This window comes from Aquimarina sp. MMG015 (genome assembly GCF_018100855.1).
GTDB classification, from domain to species: Bacteria; Bacteroidota; Bacteroidia; order Flavobacteriales; family Flavobacteriaceae; genus Aquimarina; species Aquimarina latercula.
Genome location: NZ_JAGJEB010000011.1, coordinates 19,709 through 38,158, shown reverse-complemented (window position 1 = coordinate 38,158; position 18,450 = coordinate 19,709). Strand labels below are relative to the sequence as shown.

18 protein-coding genes are annotated in these 18,450 nt (G+C 31.7%); 7 read left to right on the top strand and 11 right to left on the bottom strand.

Going from position 1 to position 18,450, the window contains the following annotated elements; genetic code table 11:
- Genes J8L88_RS18645 through nqrF form a run of 3 tightly spaced genes read left to right on the top strand, consistent with a single transcriptional unit; the run spans position 1 to position 2,780 of the window.
- Positions 1 to 699, top strand: coding sequence for an NADH:ubiquinone reductase (Na(+)-transporting) subunit D (locus J8L88_RS18645; protein ID WP_051336378.1), 699 nt, complete (start codon positions 1 to 3; stop codon positions 697 to 699).
- 58 nt (positions 700 to 757) lie between these two features.
- A complete protein-coding gene (gene nqrE / locus J8L88_RS18640; protein WP_027395710.1) occupies positions 758 to 1,471 on the top strand; it encodes an NADH:ubiquinone reductase (Na(+)-transporting) subunit E in 714 nt (237 codons plus the stop codon).
- A gap of 1 nt (position 1,472) precedes the next feature.
- Entirely contained in the window at positions 1,473 to 2,780 is a 1,308-nt protein-coding gene (gene nqrF, locus J8L88_RS18635) for an NADH:ubiquinone reductase (Na(+)-transporting) subunit F (RefSeq protein WP_027395709.1), read from the top strand.
- Positions 2,781 to 2,856: 76 nt separating this feature from the next.
- Here the strand turns inward: nqrF and J8L88_RS18630 are convergent, their stop codons facing one another.
- The 7 genes from J8L88_RS18630 to J8L88_RS18600 form a co-directional block, all read right to left on the bottom strand.
- A complete protein-coding gene (locus J8L88_RS18630) occupies positions 2,857 to 3,543 on the bottom strand; it encodes an outer membrane beta-barrel protein (RefSeq protein WP_211061534.1) in 687 nt (228 codons plus the stop codon).
- Between the two features lie 231 nt (positions 3,544 to 3,774).
- Positions 3,775 to 4,641 (bottom strand): hypothetical protein, encoded by an 867-nt coding sequence (locus J8L88_RS18625; RefSeq protein ID WP_211061533.1) that lies wholly within the window; start codon positions 4,639 to 4,641, stop codon positions 3,775 to 3,777.
- A 6-nt stretch (positions 4,642 to 4,647) separates the two neighbouring features.
- The gene (locus J8L88_RS18620; RefSeq protein ID WP_211061532.1) at positions 4,648 to 6,279 is read right to left on the bottom strand and encodes a hypothetical protein; all 1,632 of its coding nucleotides are present in this window, start codon (positions 6,277 to 6,279) and stop codon (positions 4,648 to 4,650) included.
- A 30-nt stretch (positions 6,280 to 6,309) separates the two neighbouring features.
- Positions 6,310 to 7,797 (bottom strand): hypothetical protein, encoded by a 1,488-nt coding sequence (locus tag J8L88_RS18615; protein WP_211061531.1) that lies wholly within the window; start codon positions 7,795 to 7,797, stop codon positions 6,310 to 6,312.
- Positions 7,798 to 7,891: 94 nt separating this feature from the next.
- Positions 7,892 to 9,433, bottom strand: coding sequence for a kelch repeat-containing protein (locus J8L88_RS18610; protein WP_211061530.1), 1,542 nt, complete (start codon positions 9,431 to 9,433; stop codon positions 7,892 to 7,894).
- A 111-nt stretch (positions 9,434 to 9,544) separates the two neighbouring features.
- A complete protein-coding gene (locus J8L88_RS18605; RefSeq protein WP_211061529.1) occupies positions 9,545 to 10,180 on the bottom strand; it encodes a response regulator transcription factor in 636 nt (211 codons plus the stop codon).
- On the bottom strand, positions 10,177 to 12,141 hold the full coding sequence (locus tag J8L88_RS18600; protein ID WP_211061528.1) for a tetratricopeptide repeat protein: 1,965 nt from the start codon (positions 12,139 to 12,141) through the stop codon (positions 10,177 to 10,179). The genes J8L88_RS18605 and J8L88_RS18600 overlap by 4 nt, the downstream gene beginning before the upstream one ends.
- A gap of 117 nt (positions 12,142 to 12,258) precedes the next feature.
- On the opposite strand from J8L88_RS18600, the gene J8L88_RS18595 reads away from it, so the two are divergent.
- The 4 genes from J8L88_RS18595 to J8L88_RS18580 all read left to right on the top strand — a co-directional run bounded on the left by J8L88_RS18595 (position 12,259) and on the right by J8L88_RS18580 (position 15,360).
- Positions 12,259 to 13,137, top strand: a complete 879-nt coding sequence (locus J8L88_RS18595; RefSeq protein ID WP_211061527.1) for a DUF4846 domain-containing protein — start codon at positions 12,259 to 12,261, stop codon at positions 13,135 to 13,137.
- A gap of 111 nt (positions 13,138 to 13,248) precedes the next feature.
- Positions 13,249 to 13,938 (top strand): hypothetical protein, encoded by a 690-nt coding sequence (locus J8L88_RS18590; protein ID WP_118389438.1) that lies wholly within the window; start codon positions 13,249 to 13,251, stop codon positions 13,936 to 13,938.
- A gap of 43 nt (positions 13,939 to 13,981) precedes the next feature.
- Positions 13,982 to 14,359 carry a Na(+)-translocating NADH-quinone reductase subunit F gene (locus tag J8L88_RS18585; RefSeq protein WP_211061526.1) on the top strand — a complete coding sequence of 126 codons (378 nt, stop codon included), beginning with the start codon at positions 13,982 to 13,984 and terminating at the stop codon, positions 14,357 to 14,359.
- 5 nt (positions 14,360 to 14,364) lie between these two features.
- Positions 14,365 to 15,360, top strand: a complete 996-nt coding sequence (locus J8L88_RS18580) for an FAD:protein FMN transferase (RefSeq protein WP_211061525.1) — start codon at positions 14,365 to 14,367, stop codon at positions 15,358 to 15,360.
- A gap of 2 nt (positions 15,361 to 15,362) precedes the next feature.
- On the opposite strand, the gene J8L88_RS18575 is transcribed toward J8L88_RS18580, so the two are convergent.
- The 4 genes from J8L88_RS18575 to J8L88_RS18560 are packed head-to-tail and all read right to left on the bottom strand — an operon-like array spanning position 15,363 to position 18,408.
- Complete coding sequence (locus J8L88_RS18575; RefSeq protein WP_211061524.1) at positions 15,363 to 16,115, bottom strand: LytTR family DNA-binding domain-containing protein; 753 nt, start codon at positions 16,113 to 16,115, stop codon at positions 15,363 to 15,365.
- Positions 16,096 to 17,178: a sensor histidine kinase gene (locus tag J8L88_RS18570; protein ID WP_211061523.1), complete on the bottom strand. Its 1,083-nt coding sequence runs from the start codon at positions 17,176 to 17,178 to the stop codon at positions 16,096 to 16,098. The genes J8L88_RS18575 and J8L88_RS18570 overlap by 20 nt, the downstream gene beginning before the upstream one ends.
- A 10-nt stretch (positions 17,179 to 17,188) precedes the next feature.
- Complete coding sequence (locus J8L88_RS18565) at positions 17,189 to 17,989, bottom strand: hypothetical protein (protein WP_118389446.1); 801 nt, start codon at positions 17,987 to 17,989, stop codon at positions 17,189 to 17,191.
- Positions 17,986 to 18,408 carry an ABA4-like family protein gene (locus tag J8L88_RS18560; protein WP_118389448.1) on the bottom strand — a complete coding sequence of 141 codons (423 nt, stop codon included), beginning with the start codon at positions 18,406 to 18,408 and terminating at the stop codon, positions 17,986 to 17,988. Before J8L88_RS18560 ends, J8L88_RS18565 begins: the two co-directional genes overlap by 4 nt.
- Positions 18,409 to 18,450 lie beyond the last annotated feature (42 nt).

Below are 18,450 nucleotides of genomic sequence, written 5' to 3'. Positions count from 1 at the left end.
ATGGCTGAAGTAACAGAAGAAAAAGTTGAAGTTAAAGTAAAAGAGCCTAAAGAGCCATTGTTTTCGAAGAAAAACAAGAAATTATTAACAGATCCTCTAGCGGATAATAACCCTATTACTATCCAGGTATTAGGTATTTGTTCTGCACTTGCAATTACTGCCCAGTTAAAGCCTTCAATAGTAATGGCTATCTCGGTAATCTTTGTACTTGGTATTGGTAATGTTGTGATCTCATTAATGAGAAATATTATCCCGTCAAAAATTAGAATTATTGTACAGTTAGTAGTAGTAGCTGCTTTGGTAATTGTAGTTGATCAAGTATTAAAAGCTTTTGCTTATACATTGAGTAAGGAGCTTTCGGTATTTATTGGTCTGATTATTACCAACTGTATTATTATGGGACGTTTTGAGGCTTTTGCTTTAGGAAATGGACCATGGAAATCTTTTCTAGATGGTATAGGTAATGCGGCTGGATATGGAGTTTTATTGATAATTGTAGCATTTTTCAGAGAGCTATTAGGATCAGGAACATTGTTCGGTGCTAAAGTATTGGGAGATCCAATAGAGAAAACTGGATTGTATGCTTTTGGTTATGAAAATAACGGTTTTATGGTATTAGCCCCAATGGCTTTGATAACTGTAGGGATCATTATTTGGATTCAGAGAAGTAGAAATAAAGCACTAATCGAAGATCACTAGAAAGTTCACAATTGTTGGTGGTATGAAGCTACCACTGGCAATTTAAAAATTATAAAAAATGGAATATTTAGAATTATTTTTAAAAGCGATCTTTATAGATAACATGGTATTCGCATTCTTCTTAGGAATGTGTTCTTACCTTGCGGTATCTAAAAAGGTATCTACTGCTGTGGGTCTAGGAGCTGCAGTTATATTCGTTTTAGCAATTACAGTACCTTTAAACTTTTTATTAGATAAGTATATACTTAGAGAAGGTGCTTTAATATGGTTAGGTCCTGAGTACGCAGATTATGATTTAAGTTTCTTAACATTTATCCTTTTTATTGCTACGATTGCTACGATGGTACAATTAGTAGAAATTATTGTTGAGAAGTTTTCACCGTCTTTATATAACTCATTAGGTATATTCTTACCATTAATAGCAGTAAACTGTGCAATCCTTGGTGGATCATTGTTTATGCAACAAAAAGAATTCCCAGCGATCTCTCATGCTGCGGTATATGGAATTGGATCAGGAATTGGTTGGTTCTTAGCAATTCTTGCTATTGCTGCGATTAGAGAAAAGATTAGATACTCTAATGTTCCTGCTCCATTAAGAGGATTAGGAATCACTTTTATTCTAACTGGACTTATGGCAATTGGATTTATGAGTTTCGGAGGAATGCTTACAGGAGGAGATGAAGAGGAATCAAAGAAACAGGAAACTGTTCAGATAGAAGAGAAAGCTGCTAAAGAAGTAGCAGAAAACACTAACGTTTCAACACTTAAATAATATGATATTTTTAGCGTCAACACTTGGAACAATCGCTATCACCATTATTTCGTTTTTGGTACTTACTTTGGTATTGGTAGGGATTTTATTATTTGCAAAAGATAAATTATTACCATCAGGACCTGTAAAAATTACTATTAATGGTGAAAAGGAGATTGAAGTTGCTTCTGGAGGAACTTTATTATCTACTTTAGGAAATGAAAAAATATTTTTACCATCTGCATGTGGTGGAGGTGGAACTTGTATTCAATGTGAGTGCCACGTATTAGAAGGTGGAGGAGAAGCATTGCCTACAGAAACGCCACATTTTTCTCGTAAGGAATTACAACACGGAGCACGTTTAGCTTGTCAGGTGAAGGTAAAACAGGATATGAATATCGAGGTTCCAGAAGAAGTATTTGGAATTAAAAAATGGGAAGCTACTGTTGTACGTAATTATAATGTAGCATCTTTTATCAAGGAATTCGTTGTAGAGATTCCTGAAGATATGGGATATAAAGCTGGTGGATATATTCAGATTGAAATTCCTCAATGCGAGATTAAATATTCTGATATTGATATTACTGCACACCCAGAAGAACATGAAACACCGGATAAGTTTCAGGCAGAATGGGATAAGTTTGGTTTATGGCCATTAGTAATGAAAAATAATGAAACTGTAGAAAGAGCTTATTCTATGGCTTCTTACCCAGCAGAAGGAAGAGAGATTATGCTTAATGTGCGTATTGCTACTCCACCTTGGGATAGAAGTAAAAATGGATGGATGGATGTAAATCCTGGTGTGGCATCTTCATATATTTTTGCTCAAAAACCAGGAGATAAAGTAACTATCTCTGGACCTTATGGAGAATTTTTTATCAATGAGTCCGAAGCTGAGATGTTATATGTAGGTGGTGGTGCAGGTATGGCACCAATGCGTTCTCATTTATATCACTTATTTAGAACATTACAAACAGGACGTAAAGTTACGTATTGGTATGGTGGACGTTCTAAACGTGAGTTATTCTACTTAGATCATTTCTATGATTTAGAGAAAAACTTCCCTAATTTTAAATTCTACTTAGCACTTTCTGAGCCTTTAGAAGAAGATAACTGGAAGGTGAAAAGTGATATAGATGCCGAAGGAGATGGATTTGTTGGATTCATACATAATTGTGTAATCGATAATTATTTGAATCATCATGAATCTCCAGAAGATATTGAATTATATTTCTGTGGGCCTCCATTAATGAACAAAGCTGTTCAGAAAATGGGAGAAGATTTTGGTATTCCTGATGAGAATATCAGATTTGATGACTTTGGAGGATAAAACAGGCATAATGTCTTTTAAATAATAAAAACCGATACTTGTTGTATCGGTTTTTTTGTGAATTATTGCTTCTAGCTTATATTCTATAGAGTACTCCAAAATAGAAGTTATTTAAAGAAATACTAGCATCAATACTGTCTCTTTTATTCGTTCCCGTATCTCCATTAGAGTTACTAAAATTGTCTTTAATATTCGAATATCCGATACGACCAATTCTAGAAGTTAAAGAAAGATCTTTGTTAATAAATACATTTATTCCAGGAGCTGCTGTTACACTATAATTTTGAACTTTATTAGTATACGATGTTAGATCATTAACCTGAAATACTCTATCAGAATCTATTGTGTTTTTTGTGTAACCGGCTTCTAACTCTATAAATAATGAAACTCTTTTTTGAGGAGTGAAATAGTATCTTCCGAAAAGGCTAGTGCTATATCCTCTTCCTTTAGATGTGTAATCATAAAGGTCATTATCAAAGCTTTCTGTTTTAGAACTAATATATCCAAATTTTAAACCGGTCATAAAATGCGATGATACGAAGTAACCTATTTCGGGGATGATGCTAAAATTATGTCCTTTCGTTTCGAATCGATATGCATTACCATCTATTTCATTTCTAAAAGAATCAGAGTTTTGATAAGAATAACTCATAGTTCCAGAGATGGTAATATCTCCCTTTTTAAATCCAAATGAAGAATTTTCTTGGGCATAAGTTGTTGATAATGTTAGTGCTGCGATTAGAAGTGAAAATGTTGTTTTCATATTGTCTTGTTTAAATTATGTTGTGAATTACTTTAAAGACAAAGGGAAAAAATAGATTGTTTATTAATATTTTGTTAATTTATACTTGTATATTTTATTAAATAAAAAAAGTATAATCAATGCGATTATACTTTTAATTTATTACGGTATATATGTGTTATTATCTTTTCATAAAAGACTTAAAATCTTAATAATACGTTGCATTTGATCTTGTTAAATGTTTTTAATCTCTTAATAACACGTTACATCACCTAGATAATATCTGCCTCCATCAAGAAATGTTTTGTCGTCTTTATAGCGCACAAGAAGATTTTCTTTACTACCATTTCTGTAATTTAAGTTTAGATATACGCTCCCGTTTTGATCTATAAATTTCCAGGTGCCGTGACTTTGGCCATTTTTTCTATAAGGATCAAAATTGGGATCTGTAAAATTTAGATAGCTGCTACCGTAATACGTAAATGCGCCATTAGGACATAGATTAATTTCTTTGCTTCGTTCATAACCACCTCCACCAGGAGTATTAGAATAATAACTTTCTGAGTAAATTAGTTTATTGCCTCCTAAATCTTTGGTTACTTGAGCTGCATTTAAACCATTAGAAGAGTTGTTAGATGGTTGAGGAGTATTAAAACGTACACTATTAGCTACTTCTCTACCTATTTGTAAAGTTCGATTAGAATATAAATCTGGACTTATTAAAGAAAATATGACGATACCTTCTCCATAAGAATTTAATAGCCCAATAGCATTTCCTTGTACCTTTTGATTGTCTATAACACCTTCATACATACCTTCTACTGATGTGTCGGATAATTTTTTAAGGTTGTTTTTTAGACGAAGTGTAACTCCTCCTTCTTGTAAGCCTAATTTCATGTTATCTTGTAGCTCTTTTAAGTTCCTAGTGGGATGCGTAGTAATTGCTACTAAGCCGGCTTCTTCCTGAGATCCCATAATAAAAACTTCTTCTACTTCTTGTCCAACCCAGTTTGTAGGGATGTCAAAAGTTACTCCTTCTTCTTTGTATTCCACACGACCTGTTAATTGCCCGTATATACCGCTAGAAATTATCATGATGATATATATAAGTTTTTTCATTTTTGTTTATTGTTGACATTGTGTTGCGTTGGCTATCATTTCGGTAGTGGGGTTATATCCGTTGTTTAGGATATCAATTTCCTTTTGTTCTTGTACGGCAAGGGAAGCATAATTAGATAATCCACAATAATTGGTCAATATCGGATTGGTGTTAATCTCAAAGCTTGTCGCGACATTGTTTAGATTTTCTAGTGCAATGTTTGTTAGGTTATCGTTATTATTCAATGAAATAGTATTTGCAGTCTCTATAGTATTTAAAATAATTGATGACATATTATCGTTATTGAAAATGGTCAATTCAGCTACATTTGTTAGGCTGTTAAATCCACTTATTGTTTCTAAAATATCATTGTTTCGAAATTGTAAGTTTAAATTTTCTGTAGCTTCACTAAGGCTATTAAAACCGTCAATTTTAATGAGTGAATCATTACCTAGAATACTTAAATAATCGGTTACGGTCGTTAAGTTGTTAAACCCTGTAATTTCCGAAAGCATGGGATTTGAAATGATTGCAATAGTGCCTATATGTGATGATAGCACATCAAAATTCAGGGAAGTAAGGTTCTCATTGTTCGCAATATTAAAATATTCTTTGACGATTGCTAGATTTGGGAAATTAACAGTCGTTAAATCATCATTATAAGTAACTCTTAGATCTTCACCAATTTCTGTAAGGTTGCTTAATCCATTGAAATTGTTAAGGCTTGTAAAATTTATGTTTAAAGTTCCAGTGATTTTTTCAATGTTTTGTAGTGAATCTATATTGGTAATCATAGGCAATTTTGATATATAAAGATTTCCTGGGATTTCTTTAATAGCTTCAGGAAATCCGTCTAAGTTTGTTATTAATGGAAGATCAGCTAGAAAAAACCTTCCTGTTAATTCAGTAATGTTTTGAAGTCCATCGAGGGAGATTAATGAAGGATTGTCATCAATAACGATACTACCTGCTTTTTTGAGATTTTTGAGATGTTCTATAGTTTCGAGAAAGTTATTACTAGTGAGCATAACCCCTAGCTCTCCAACACTTGTTAAATTCTCTAAGCCTTCGAGATCAATAAAGTTATTCCTAGAAAACCACAAACCACCGTCTATTTTGTGAAGTGTTTTTAATTGATTGGATCTAGGATTTTCTATTTGACCTACAAAAAAATTACCGGCAATTCTAGTATATCCATTACTCTCGAAATTATCTAGATCCGCTTGTGAGGAGATCGACAGATTACCTTCCCAAACTTTTTCATAAATACTAAATTTTTTTAAATCCGAAAGACTAGTAAGATCATTGGTATCTGTACTGCGTATTTTCCAGTAATAGGTTTCTCCCGCTATCAAGTGGTCAATAGTGTACGTTTCTTCATTAATAGCACTTGCTATTGTTTGTAGTTGCGTTGGATCTTGATCTAATAGAATTTCATAAGTCAACGGATCTCCATCAGGATCTTCTCCTTTCCAAGAGAGTGTAATGTCTACAAATTGTTGTAGTTCTTCATCATTTGTTGGCCCTAAAAGTGTTGCTTTTAGTGGTGCTTTATTCTCTGTTTCTAGCTCTTGGGAAGGTAACTGCTCATCATCATTTGAGCAGCTACTACTTATAATCAGGGCCATTGTCAATACATAATAATATAGTGTTTTCATGAGTGTTTTCTTTTGCGAATTTTAGTAAGATTATAGTCTGCATTCCTCTCTAGTAGAGATCATTTCTGTAGTGGGGTTGTACAGATTTCCTTCAGTGGTGATTTCTTTTTGTTCTGTAAGTGCGATACTAGCATAGCTTGCTAAACTGCAATAATCAGTTAATAATGGGTTAGCAGTAATCTCAAAATTGTCGGTGACACTTTCTAGATTTCCCATTTGAATATTGATCAGATTATCATTTTCGTTTAATTCTATTTCTTGAACATTTAGAAGTTTATTAAAATTTATCTCTTTTAACATTATGTTCTTAGAAATCTTTAATTCTTCTAGTGTTGTCAAATTTTGTAAACTTTCAATATTTGTTAATAGAGGATTATTAATAATAAATAAACCTAAACCTTCGGATATTTCGCCAGTAATGTTCTCAAAACCATTTATGTTGGTTAAAATGTTATTAGATTGGATAGATATATTTCCTCTTACTACAGTTAGATTTTCAAAATTTATTTCAGTGATTTTACCAATGTTAATTAATCTTAAAGAATTAACAGATTGAAAATTATTCAAACCTACAGAACTTAAGTTAGATTCGTCACCTATTACTAACGATCCACCCGTCGCTTGCAAGTTTTGTAATCCATCTAAGTTTGTAATATTTCCATTTCCTGTTATATATATATCATTGCTAACATATAGCAGATTTGATAATGGGGACAGATTTGTTAAAGTGGTATTGCTCTGAATTGAAATATATCCTTCCATAGACTGATTGATGTTTTCAACTCCTTGTAAGCTAGATAGTAATGGGTTTGCTTCAATAAAAACACTTTTTTCTAGTTTTTGAATTTTACTTAATCCTGTTATATTTTTTAAAAAATCATTACTTCTTATACTAAGGTCTCCTTTTAATATTTCTAAATTGTTTAACCCATCAAAATTAGAAAAGTTAGTGTCTTTTATAAAAAGAGAACCTTCTAGTTTGTTAAGTGTTTTTAAATCATTGCTTTCTGATTTTGTAACATTAGCAATTGATAAATCACCAATTATTTTGGTATAACCATTGGCGGCAAAACTTTCTAAATCTTCGTTAGAAGTTATGGTATAATCTCCTTCGAAGATATTTTCATAAATATTAAATCCGTTAATGTCAGATTCACTGATTAATCCATCGGGATCCTTACTTATAACTTTCCAATATATGGTTTCTCCTGTAGTTAAGAAATCTATGGTATAACTTTCTTGTTCAATTCCTTCGACCAACACTTCGAGCTGATTAGATCTTTTTCCTAACAAAAGATCATAGGTTAATGAATCGTTATCAGGATCTTCTCCTTTCCAGCTAAGCGTAATATTTAGAAATTGTTGTACTTCTGCTCCATTAATTGGTCCTAAAAGTTTTGCTTCTAATGGAGCAGTATTGGTCCCTTCTTGTTCTGTGTTGATAATAGTTTCGTCATCATTAGAACATCCTATGAGGAATAAGGCTAGTATTATTATAAAAGTGTGTCCTGTTTTCATTTGTTTATATTTATTTTTTCTAAGGTCAAATGGAATTCACCAGTAATCATTTTGGGTGATATTAACTTACTTTTTGTAGTTCATTTCATCGCTGTTAATTAAGAAATTTGTCTGGTGTGATGTGATAGATGTCGTTTACAGCATTTCTTCCTGATCCTCCGGTTGCACCTCCTATAATTACGATGGTATTTCTAAAAGCTGTACTGGTAAAATTTACTGCTTGAAACCCAATATTGTCACTTGACAAGAACCATTCTTTACCATCATTAGAATACCAGGCATCTGTAATTGGGGGATTTAGATGGGTGTCGTTATAACCACTAAAAAGCCATAGTTTACCGTCTAAAACTGCACAAGAATGTTGAAATCGTAATCTTCCAAAAGCTGGTTCGTTTATTTCTTCCTGCCAATTTTCTCCATTTGTAGAACTAAATACCCCTGATCCGCGACCACCAATTTTCCACATTTTGTCATTAAAAACAACAACATCAAAAGAGGCTGCACCAAAATTAGCACTGTCTGTAACGAGTGTCCAATTAATTCCATCCGCAGATTTCCATACTTCTTCTCTACTAAAACTTATAGTTACATCTCGACCGCCAAACACCCATATATGATTATCATATACTAAAGCTCTGTGACCATACCTTGGAGCGAAGGTTGGATTTGCATTTTCTTGTATCCAAGTATCACCATCTTCACTACTCCAAATATCATTCAGTTCGTTTCCGCTACTATATGCTGCGTTGCCACCAATAATCCATATTTTATTATTGAAAACTACTGCACTATGCCATAAGCGAGCTGTAAATTTTGGTCCCGTCGTTAGTTCTGTCCATTCTTTTCCATTTTCAGAAACCCATACGTCATTATATCGAGCACCTCCAGTACTTAAACCGCCTCCAATAAGGTAGATTTTATCATTAAAAATAAGAGTAGCGTGACTATCTCTATCCGGAAAAGGAGGTTCTTGATTAGAATAATTAACGGTAGTGTTTTCTATGGTTCTGAATGAAAATGTTTCTGAAGTACTTTTTGCTCCTTTGTCATCTGTTGCTTCTATATACCATTGATGAGATTCATCAATGCCCCCACCTGGCCAATTGAACTGATTTTCTGTTAGGTTTCCTGCATATTGTACGAAACTTTCATCTCCAGATTTAATGAATACGGAATAGGTTATTGGGTCATTTTCATTGTCAGAAGCAGCTTGCCAAGAAAGTGTGATTTCTACATCGTTACTATTAGAATTGTTTTCTGGGACTATTAACAATGCTTCGGTAGGAGCGGTATTTGGTTGTTCATCAATTGTAAAACTAAAATCACTGGTAGTTGTTAACCCATCGGTATCCTTGGCGGTAACACTTCCTTCATAGTTCGTGTTATAAGATAAATTGTCTATTTGGTACGATGTGTTTTCTTCATTGGTCCGGATATTTTCAGAATTTAATACAATATCATAAGTTACCGGGTTTCCTTCAGGGTCAGTTGCTTCAGTCCAAGAAATAGTAACATCATTATTTATTATTTCTGTAGTTACTGTAAAATTAGCTGGCGCTTGATTCGTTGTGGTAGAATCGTCATTGCTACAACTAATTAAATAGCTAGCAATAATTAGAAGAAGTATTTTTTTCATTTTTGACATGGCTTATAATTATATAGCTAAGGTCTAAAATGAAGTGATGCTGCGAATCAGTAATATGTTGTAAATGTGAATACTAGGGTAAACCCTGAGTTTTTTAATTGGTTAAGAAATAAAACCCATATTCATAGCATTTTTTATAAGTCCAGCTGCATTTTTAACTCCAAATTTTTGCAACAAATTGTTTCGATGACTTTCTACAGTTTTAATACTAACTACTAATTTTTCTGCAATTTCTGCATTTGTCATTTCATCGCTGATAAGCTGTAGTATTTCTTTTTCGCGTCTAGTTAATTTTGGAATACTTTTTTTTGATTGAGGCGAACCAATACTATCATTTAATAAAATAGTTTCTACAGAACGAGGTAAAAATGTTTGATCATTCATAACGGTCTTAATCGCGTCTACCAGTTCTTCTTGTGTAGTGTTTTTTAGAAGATATCCTTTGGCTCCGCTTCTTAGCATGTTTTTTATAAAACCAGGTTCTGTGTAATTACTAACACCAATAATTTTAATAGTGGGATATGTTTTAGAGAGCTCACCACATATTGCTATCCCATTATCATTTTTAAGATTAATATCTAGAAGTAATACATCAGGAGTTTCTTTTTCAAAAAAATCATAACAGTTTGCTTTATGCGTAAAACTGTTAATTACAGAGATTTCAGTTTCTAATTTTAACATGGATTCTAATCCTTCTATGATCATTTGATGATCGTCTAAAATGCATATTTTAATCATGAGATTTTCGTACTAGTTAGGTAAGGAATAGTAATGATAAAAGCACTGCCATCATTTCCTGAGTTTATATGTAGATTACCTTTTAAGAAAGAAACCCGTGACGCAATATTTTGCAAGCCAATTCCATTTTTGACATTTTGAGTATCAAACCCTTGGCCGTCATCTTCTACAGTTATTTCTAAGGATTCCTCGGTATTGTTTAGCTGAACTAAAACTTCGGTAGCTTTAGCATGTTTAGCGATATTATTTAATAGTTCCTGAATGATTCGGTATATAGCAGTTTCTTTCTCACTATCAAAAGAAGAAGGGTTTCCGAAATCTTGAAAATCAATAGTAAAAGGATTTGTTTGTTGTATTTTATTACAATACTGTTTGATCGCTTCTAACAAGCTGAAATTATGCAAGGATGGAGGTGCTAGATTATGTGAAATTCTACGAACCTGATCAATTGCATTATCTAGCATGCTTATGGCTTGGATATGCGTATTTGTTTCGGTCTCTGAAAATGCTTTTTTGTTTAAAGAATTCATTTTAAATTTTATGACCGATAAATCACCATTAATACCATCGTGTAAGTCTTGAGCTAACCGTACTCGTTCTTTTTCTTCACCTGAGACCAAAGCTTCTAGTTTTATAATTTCTTGCTGTTTCTGAAGGTTCTCAATTTCTTGTTGTTTTCTCTTTTGTCTTTCTTTGTTGAACCAAAAGGTAATGCCTAATACTAATGCTAAAATACCTCCAGTAATTGACCATAAAGTGATTTGTCGTTGTTTTTTGATTAAATCTAATTCTTGATCTTGAATCTGAATTTTCTGTTCTGCAATTTCTCTTTCTTTTTTCTCGGTCTCGTATTTGATTTCTAATTGATTAACATTATTTAATACACTTTCATTGATTATACTATCATTTAAGGTGTTGAATTGTTCAAGGTTTTTTAAGGCATTTTTGTAATTAGAATTTCTTTTATATAGCAGATATCCTGACCTATACATCTCTCTTTTTGATTTTTTGGATGCAGATTTAATAGAAATACCTTTTTTAAATAAAGTTTCAGCTCTATTAAAATTATTGTTGTCAATTTCTAACAATACTAGGTTAGCAATAGTTAAAATTAAATTTGAATTAAAATTGTTTTCGATTTGAAGTTCATAAGATTTGTTTAAATAATAAATACTACTATCTATCTTTTTTTCTTCTCTATAAATATTTCCAATTTCAGTAAAGTTAAGAGCTAGTCCCCATTTCTTATCAATCATTTTATTTAATTTAATTGATTTTCGATAGTATTTTAAAGCGCTATCTGTTGCTTTTTTTTCACTAAAAATTGAACCTAGACCATAATATACATCACTTAAACGATTAGGATTTTTTTCTCCTTTATGAATTTTTATTGCTTTTCTATACGTTTGTATCGCTTTGTTATATTGTTTTGTGTTTTTATAGATTATTCCTATTGAATTTAAGACAAAACCTATGCTATCAATATTGTCATTTTTTTCATAAATAGTGATTGCTTTTTGGTATTGTTCTAAAGCCTTAGGGTAATCTCCCATCTCGCTGTAAATAACACCCAACTGGAAGGCAGCGTTTGCTATATTCTTTTCGTTGTTTTCTTTCTCCGCAAATACTTTAAATGAATTCATTTGGCTAAGCGCTAATTCTAAATTCCCTATCGTTCTGTTTATAACAGCTTTTCGATAAGAAGTGTATACTAAGCCTCTCTCATCATTAAGTTTTTTGTAAATGGCATGAGATGAATCTAGATGTTGTAGCGCTTTTTTAGAGTCAGTATACATTGTAAGCCAACCTATTCTTCCGTGAGCTTTGGCAATAATTGAATCATTTTTTTTAGTATTCAGGATATTGTATAAACTATCAAGTTCTTGTGCAGGAGTAGAAAAAGAAGATAATAATAAGAATACGATTAAATAATGTTTTATTATTTTTAATAAATGGATCATACTCAAAAATATCGAATTTAAATCATATGGTTATCAGGGGATTAATTGCTTGTTAAAAACTAGGGTTTACCCTGGTTTTTTCTTTTTTAAGTATCTTGCTTAGTATATGTTGTTTTTATGAAGAAATATTTTTTAATTGGATTAGGTGTTATTGCTTTAATAGTCATTCTTAGAATGAATTCTAAAGGAAAACAATTAACTAACCATGTTAAAGGAATCATAGAAAACACAATCTCAACACCTAGTTATATTAATGAATTAGGAGATTCTATTAGTACCAGAGTTGAACTTCCGAAAGGATATAAAAGAAAAGCATATCCAAAAGGTTCTTTTCAAGAATATCTTCGTCATTATCAATTGAAAAAACACGGTTCTCCTATTATAAATTATGATAATACTAGATACTTTGCACAGAATTGGCATGATGCCATTTTAGAAATTCCTGTTCCTGCTAATGGATTGCAACAATGTGCGGATGCTTTAATGAGAATGAGAGCAGAATATCTCTGGGATGCAAATAGAAAAGATGACATAGGATTTAATTTTACTTCGGGACATTATTGTTCTTGGGAAAAGTATGCAGAAGGTTTTAGACCTAAGATCCGAGGTAATAAAGTAACCTTTCATAAGACAGCTACCCCGAATTCTTCCAAATCAAATTTTTATAAATATTTGAATCTTGTCTATACGTATGCGGGGACGTTATCTTTGCATACAGAATTACCAAAAGTAAAAATAAAGGATTTGACTATTGGTGATATGCTAGTAAACCCAGGAACTCCTGGTCATATAGAAATAATAGTAGATGAAATAGTAAATGATCAAGGGCAGAAACTATTTTTGTTAGCACAAGGAAATACACCAGCACAGAATGTATGCTTGCTTAAGAATTTTGAAGATACTGATATTTCTCCTTGGTATCGATTTGAAGAAAATACTACTATTTATACTCCTAGTTATTATTTTGAAAAAGGTGTGTTTATACGATTTAAATAGTTAATTGTTGTATTTGTGATTTCTGCGAAACTAAATTCATATCTACTTATTTATTACAAATAATAAGTAGATATATATACTACGTTTGCATTGATCTAATAAATATTAAATATGAAGAAGTTTGTTTTAAAAAGTTTAACTATTATTATAGTTCAATTGTTAATTTCTTGTGGGTCTGATGATGATCAAACTTCAGTTTTAACAACTCTAAAAGGGCGGGTGTATGATGTAGAAAGAAAGGTTGATGTTAAGGATTTTAAGCTAGTTTTAGGAACAATAGATTGTAGGTTCTCTAATTCTCTAAACGGCTGCTTTACCGATCCAGTTGACTCTGTTTGGACAGATGAAAAAGGTAATTATTCTATAACTTATAACCATGTTTTAGGGAAAAAATATAATCTTCTAAAACAATATTACGGGACATCATATTATACTGAAATAATTCAAAAAGATAGTATTATTCCTGGTAAGGAAAATATAAAAGATGTTGATGCTTGGTATCCGGTTATTTTAGCATTGAATTTGAAAATTAGAAATAATAATAATGAACCTTTGACAGTTGGTAATGGTATTGTTGATAATGATAATATCTCTTATTCGTTTGGGACACAAAATATATTTGAACAAGAAAAGGATACTCTGATTTATTTGAGAACAAAACCTAATTCAGATATTGAGGTGAGATTTACATATTCTACTGGAAATTTTAATGAAGATTTTCATCATTATCGTGAAATTGCTCAAACGAACTTAGCAGATACACTTAGATTATCTTATACAATAGATTGCTCAACTTTTTAGTTTATGTATTTAGTTTTTGTAGAGAGTAGTATCTTTGCCTGCTATGAGTAGGATTTTAACCAAACAAGAACTTCATAATCTAGCAATGAATATTGTTGGAAAAGAATTAGAAAAAAAGGGTTTCGAGTTTATTGCTATTAATAGTAAGTTAGGGAAACATCCACAGTTTGTATGTATTGATACATCGAATCAACGATATTTTGTAATTGTAAAAGCTATAGCATATCCAGATAATCCGCATAATTATGATATGGTTTGGATGGAAGCGTTTAAAAAGCATGCCAGAGAACAAGAAGCGAAGGTTTTTTATGCAGGTGTAGGACTACAAAATTCTGAAAACCCAAATAAGCCGGTTTTTTTAAATGAAGCATATGCAATGGAGTATGCTGGATTACAAGTAATAGAAACTCATCTCAATTAAATAATATGATTCGTAATTTCCTTTTTTTACTTTTGGTGATATGCTTGTTTTCATGCAATAAGGAGCCAGAACAGCATTTGAATTATACCAACGGAAATGCATTTGGAACTACCTTTTCGGTTCAGTTTATTGATTCAAAAAAAATAGATCTATCAAAATCATATGATAGTATAGTAACGGTTATTAATACCTCTATGTCTACCTATCAAAATGATTCTGATATTTCTAAAATTAATCAAGGAGATGCTACAGTTACTATTGATGATCATTTCCAAACTGTATTTAAAGCATCTAAAAGAATTCATAAAGAAACAAATGGAGTTTTTGATCCTACCGTTGGAGTTTTAGTAAATGCGTGGGATTTTGGACCAGAAGGTAAAATAGTAGCATTAGATAGCATTAAAATAGATAGTTTATTGGTTTCTGTTGGACTCGATAAGGTTACTTTACAAAAGGATAAGGTTATAAAACAGCATAAGAATACTTTTATTGATTTTAATGCATTAGCAAAAGGATACACTGTAGATGTATTTGCAGATTTTCTAGAATCAAAAAAAATAGAAAACTATTTGGTTGAAATAGGAGGAGAGATCAGAGGAAAAGGCAGTAATTTAATCAAAGAGCAATCTTGGAGAATAGGAGTAGAAGATCCTAATTTTGATCAAACGCAATCTTATAGCAAAGTTATTTATTTAGAAGATCAAGCCATGGCAACTTCTGGTAGTTATCGCAAATTTAAGGTTGATGAACATGGAAACAGATATGCACATATTATCGATACAAAAACAGGATATCCTCATAAATCTAATCTATTAAGTGTTTCTGTATTGACAGAAAAATGTATGGATGCCGATGCGTATGCTACAGCATTGATGTCTATGGGCTTAGAAAAATCTATAGCGTTTTTAAAAACTCACCCTAAGCTAGAAGTGTATTTTATTTATGAAGATGATCATAAAGAATTGAAAACACTTAACCTGAATGGTTTTCCTGAAAACTAAATTCAACTATTTAACCAGTTTTTAAAATCACTAGTTTTTTGTCTGCTAACAATAAAATCCTGATCTCTGGGATTTAGAATGCCTAATTTAACCCGATGGTTGAAATAGGAGTCTATCTTCTGAATTGAATTTTTAGAGATGATTTGACCACGATTTATTCTATAGAATTGATTGGTGTCTAATGATTCAAATAGCTGATCCATAGTCTCATCAATAATAAACCTTTTATCCAGAGTGACACCAAAAGTGATACTCTCTTGAGAATAAAAATATAACAGATTGGCTATTTTAATTTGTGTAAAACCATTTCCTTCTTTAACCAATATACCTTCTCTTTTAGTAGTAGTTTGCATACTACCAAGAAGTTTTTTTAGAATAGATGGATCAACTGCAGGTTGTTTATTAGATTTTTTAAACTTATCCAATGCGTGATTTAATTCCTCTTGTTGGATCGGTTTTAACAGGTAATCTATGCTATTAACCTTAAATGCTTGGATAGCATATTGATCAAAGGCTGTAGTAAATATGATAGGTGAATCAATATCTATTTTTTGGAAAATTTCAAAACTTAATCCATCAGCTAATTGAATATCCATAAATACTAAGTCGGGTGATTTATTTTTATGAAACCATAGTACAGCATCTTCTACCGTATCAATGATGTCTAATAATTCATAATCAAATTTTTCAGCTTTCAGCTTATTTTGCAATTGGTTCGCTGCTCGTGGTTCATCTTCAATAATCAGTATCTGCATAATTGTTTTTTTGATCAGATGATTTTAATAATGGAAGGGAAACAATAAATTGGTTTCCATCGTTTTTTATTTCAATAGGTTCACTAGAGATTAACCCATATCGTTTTTCAATGTTTTTTAACCCAACTTTGGTGGATGGAACTTTAGTAGATTTTGGTTGAATCTTATTTGTTATATATAAAGAGTTGTTCTCAACTTTTACTGATATGATGAGTGGCTTTGATTTAGAAATTACATTATGCTTTATTGCGTTTTCTAATAAAAGTTGAAGACTCATCGGTACTATCATCATATTTAATGAGGTTTCTGGAATATCCCAATGCACTGTTAGGTTTTCGCCAAACCTTTCTGACTGTATGTGGATATATGATCTGGCGAATTTTAATTCATTTCTTAGTGATGTCAAATTTGCATTCCCAGATTCTAATATAAATCTATAGACATCAGATAATTTATCTACAAATTCCTTAGCATCTTCTTTAGAGTTTTGATCAATGATATCTCTAAGTGTATTTAAAGTGTTAAATAAGAAATGTGGTTGTGCTTGATTTCTAAGTGTATCCAACTGTGCCTGTACAATCATTTGTTTTGCTTGTTCCTCATCTCTTATAGATTTCTTTAGCCGGACATAAAAATAAATAGCCTCATATATCGCCATAGTCATAGTGCTAATCAAAATTACAGGGACTAATACTTTAGCTCTTGATAAAGGATTGTAGTTTAATCCCCAAATAAAAGATAATATCATATTGCCGAATACATCAACTAAAAAAACAGTGCTAACAATAGAAATAAAGAACAAAAAAATACGCTTCGAATTATCTTTAAAATCGGGGAGTCTTTTTCGTAAAAAAATCATGATGGCACGAATAATAAACCAATCACAGGTAGAAAAGAAAAGGGATACACTCCAACTAATAATAGCTTCACCAAAAGGAAGTCGAACGAATGAATTACTAAATAGGTAATCTGTAATGAAACTAAGGATTAAAATTCCGATGATAATAAACCAAAAGTCATCAAAACCTAAGTATTTTATGCGCTTCTTTTTATTAATTAGCATATTGGTTTAGTTATAGTTTAAGTAATGGGATACCTTGCTTGGCTTGATAAAAAGTAAACCCAATCCATCCAGCATATAGCAATCCAAAAACAAGTACTGTGATGATTTGTTTTTTATTAGAAACAGTCCATTTTTTAGACAGCCATAATGCGAATAACGGAATTATTTGTATACCGTGCAATCCAAAAAAATGCGCTACTCTAAGATCTCCACTAATAGTACTCCAATTGACTAATGGAAGACCAGCGCCACCATCTGCTGTACCAACATTATGAGCCATCTGCGAAATCATTTGACCACCTATCCAGCTTCCGAAAAATACAATTAACCAACCCATCAGAATAGCATACTGAATAGATCTGGGAGTATTTAACTTTAATCGTAAAGTATCAATAATGAACAATATCATCAGTAATATATTGATTCCAATTAATAATCCCATAGCTAGGAATAACATTCCATCAAATAGCGTTTCTTCGTTATAATGGGATCGTACTCCTCTTGATCCCTGATATACAATGATTGCTAGTTCAATTAATAGTGTCCAAACAACTAGATTGTTTATAATATTTTTTTTCCTTTTAGAATATGGATACAGTGTTATCAAATATCCAACTGTTAGGGTATAGATACCAATGGAGATAGAAAATTTTAAGGGTTTGATCCAAACATTAACTCCCATTAAGGTTCTGTCATCAATTAAAACTCCAGATAGACAAAAAATTGCGGTTATAAAGTATATGATGACTGCCCAATATAATATGAGGTTTTCTTTTTTTACTTCTTTGAATATTTGATTTAGATGTTTCATGATTTATTTTGTTTGATTGATTTGATGATTAAGAAGAGTAGAAGTCCAATTGGTCCTAACATAAATGTTCCAAAAAGACAAGGTGCTATTAGCAGTTGATGTATTCCAATCTTTTTATTTTGATCTAGTATCCACATACCTACCATTAGATCAAAAGCTAGATAATGTACCCAACCAGCAAGTACTGCGTTTTCTTCAGTAAATAAGGCCATCACGGAAGCTAAACTTCCGAAATCCATGCCTCCACCAATTTGTATTGCCTGAAAAATATAAAAGGCGTAAATCAGGGAGAGTGCTATGGGAATTATTTTGAAGTCAATTAAGAATCTGGTTATTTTCCATTTAGGTAGTAGTATCATTAGTACCCACATTGGCATAGCAATCATATTAGCTATAGAAAAAGTATCTGCGGTAGTCATATTTGTTTAGTTTTAGTTAATAGCCTTATTAAATGATGACTC

Excerpts from the sequence above, each read along its gene's own strand:
- J8L88_RS18645 (WP_051336378.1), top strand. The coding sequence starts at position 1 with ATGGCTGAAGTAACAGAAGAAAAAGTTGAAGTTAAAGTAAAAGAGCCT.
- nqrE (WP_027395710.1), top strand. The coding sequence starts at position 758 with ATGGAATATTTAGAATTATTTTTAAAAGCGATCTTTATAGATAACATG.
- nqrF (WP_027395709.1), top strand. The coding sequence starts at position 1,473 with ATGATATTTTTAGCGTCAACACTTGGAACAATCGCTATCACCATTATT.
- J8L88_RS18630 (WP_211061534.1), bottom strand. The coding sequence starts at position 3,543 with ATGAAAACAACATTTTCACTTCTAATCGCAGCACTAACATTATCAACA.
- J8L88_RS18625 (WP_211061533.1), bottom strand. The coding sequence starts at position 4,641 with ATGAAAAAACTTATATATATCATCATGATAATTTCTAGCGGTATATAC.
- J8L88_RS18620 (WP_211061532.1), bottom strand. The coding sequence starts at position 6,279 with ATGAAAACACTATATTATTATGTATTGACAATGGCCCTGATTATAAGT.
- J8L88_RS18615 (WP_211061531.1), bottom strand. The coding sequence starts at position 7,797 with ATGAAAACAGGACACACTTTTATAATAATACTAGCCTTATTCCTCATA.
- J8L88_RS18610 (WP_211061530.1), bottom strand. The coding sequence starts at position 9,433 with ATGAAAAAAATACTTCTTCTAATTATTGCTAGCTATTTAATTAGTTGT.
- J8L88_RS18605 (WP_211061529.1), bottom strand. The coding sequence starts at position 10,180 with ATGATTAAAATATGCATTTTAGACGATCATCAAATGATCATAGAAGGA.
- J8L88_RS18600 (WP_211061528.1), bottom strand. The coding sequence starts at position 12,141 with ATGATCCATTTATTAAAAATAATAAAACATTATTTAATCGTATTCTTA.
- J8L88_RS18595 (WP_211061527.1), top strand. The coding sequence starts at position 12,259 with ATGAAGAAATATTTTTTAATTGGATTAGGTGTTATTGCTTTAATAGTC.
- J8L88_RS18590 (WP_118389438.1), top strand. The coding sequence starts at position 13,249 with ATGAAGAAGTTTGTTTTAAAAAGTTTAACTATTATTATAGTTCAATTG.
- J8L88_RS18585 (WP_211061526.1), top strand. The coding sequence starts at position 13,982 with ATGAGTAGGATTTTAACCAAACAAGAACTTCATAATCTAGCAATGAAT.
- J8L88_RS18580 (WP_211061525.1), top strand. The coding sequence starts at position 14,365 with ATGATTCGTAATTTCCTTTTTTTACTTTTGGTGATATGCTTGTTTTCA.
- J8L88_RS18575 (WP_211061524.1), bottom strand. The coding sequence starts at position 16,115 with ATGCAGATACTGATTATTGAAGATGAACCACGAGCAGCGAACCAATTG.
- J8L88_RS18570 (WP_211061523.1), bottom strand. The coding sequence starts at position 17,178 with ATGCTAATTAATAAAAAGAAGCGCATAAAATACTTAGGTTTTGATGAC.
- J8L88_RS18565 (WP_118389446.1), bottom strand. The coding sequence starts at position 17,989 with ATGAAACATCTAAATCAAATATTCAAAGAAGTAAAAAAAGAAAACCTC.
- J8L88_RS18560 (WP_118389448.1), bottom strand. The coding sequence starts at position 18,408 with ATGACTACCGCAGATACTTTTTCTATAGCTAATATGATTGCTATGCCA.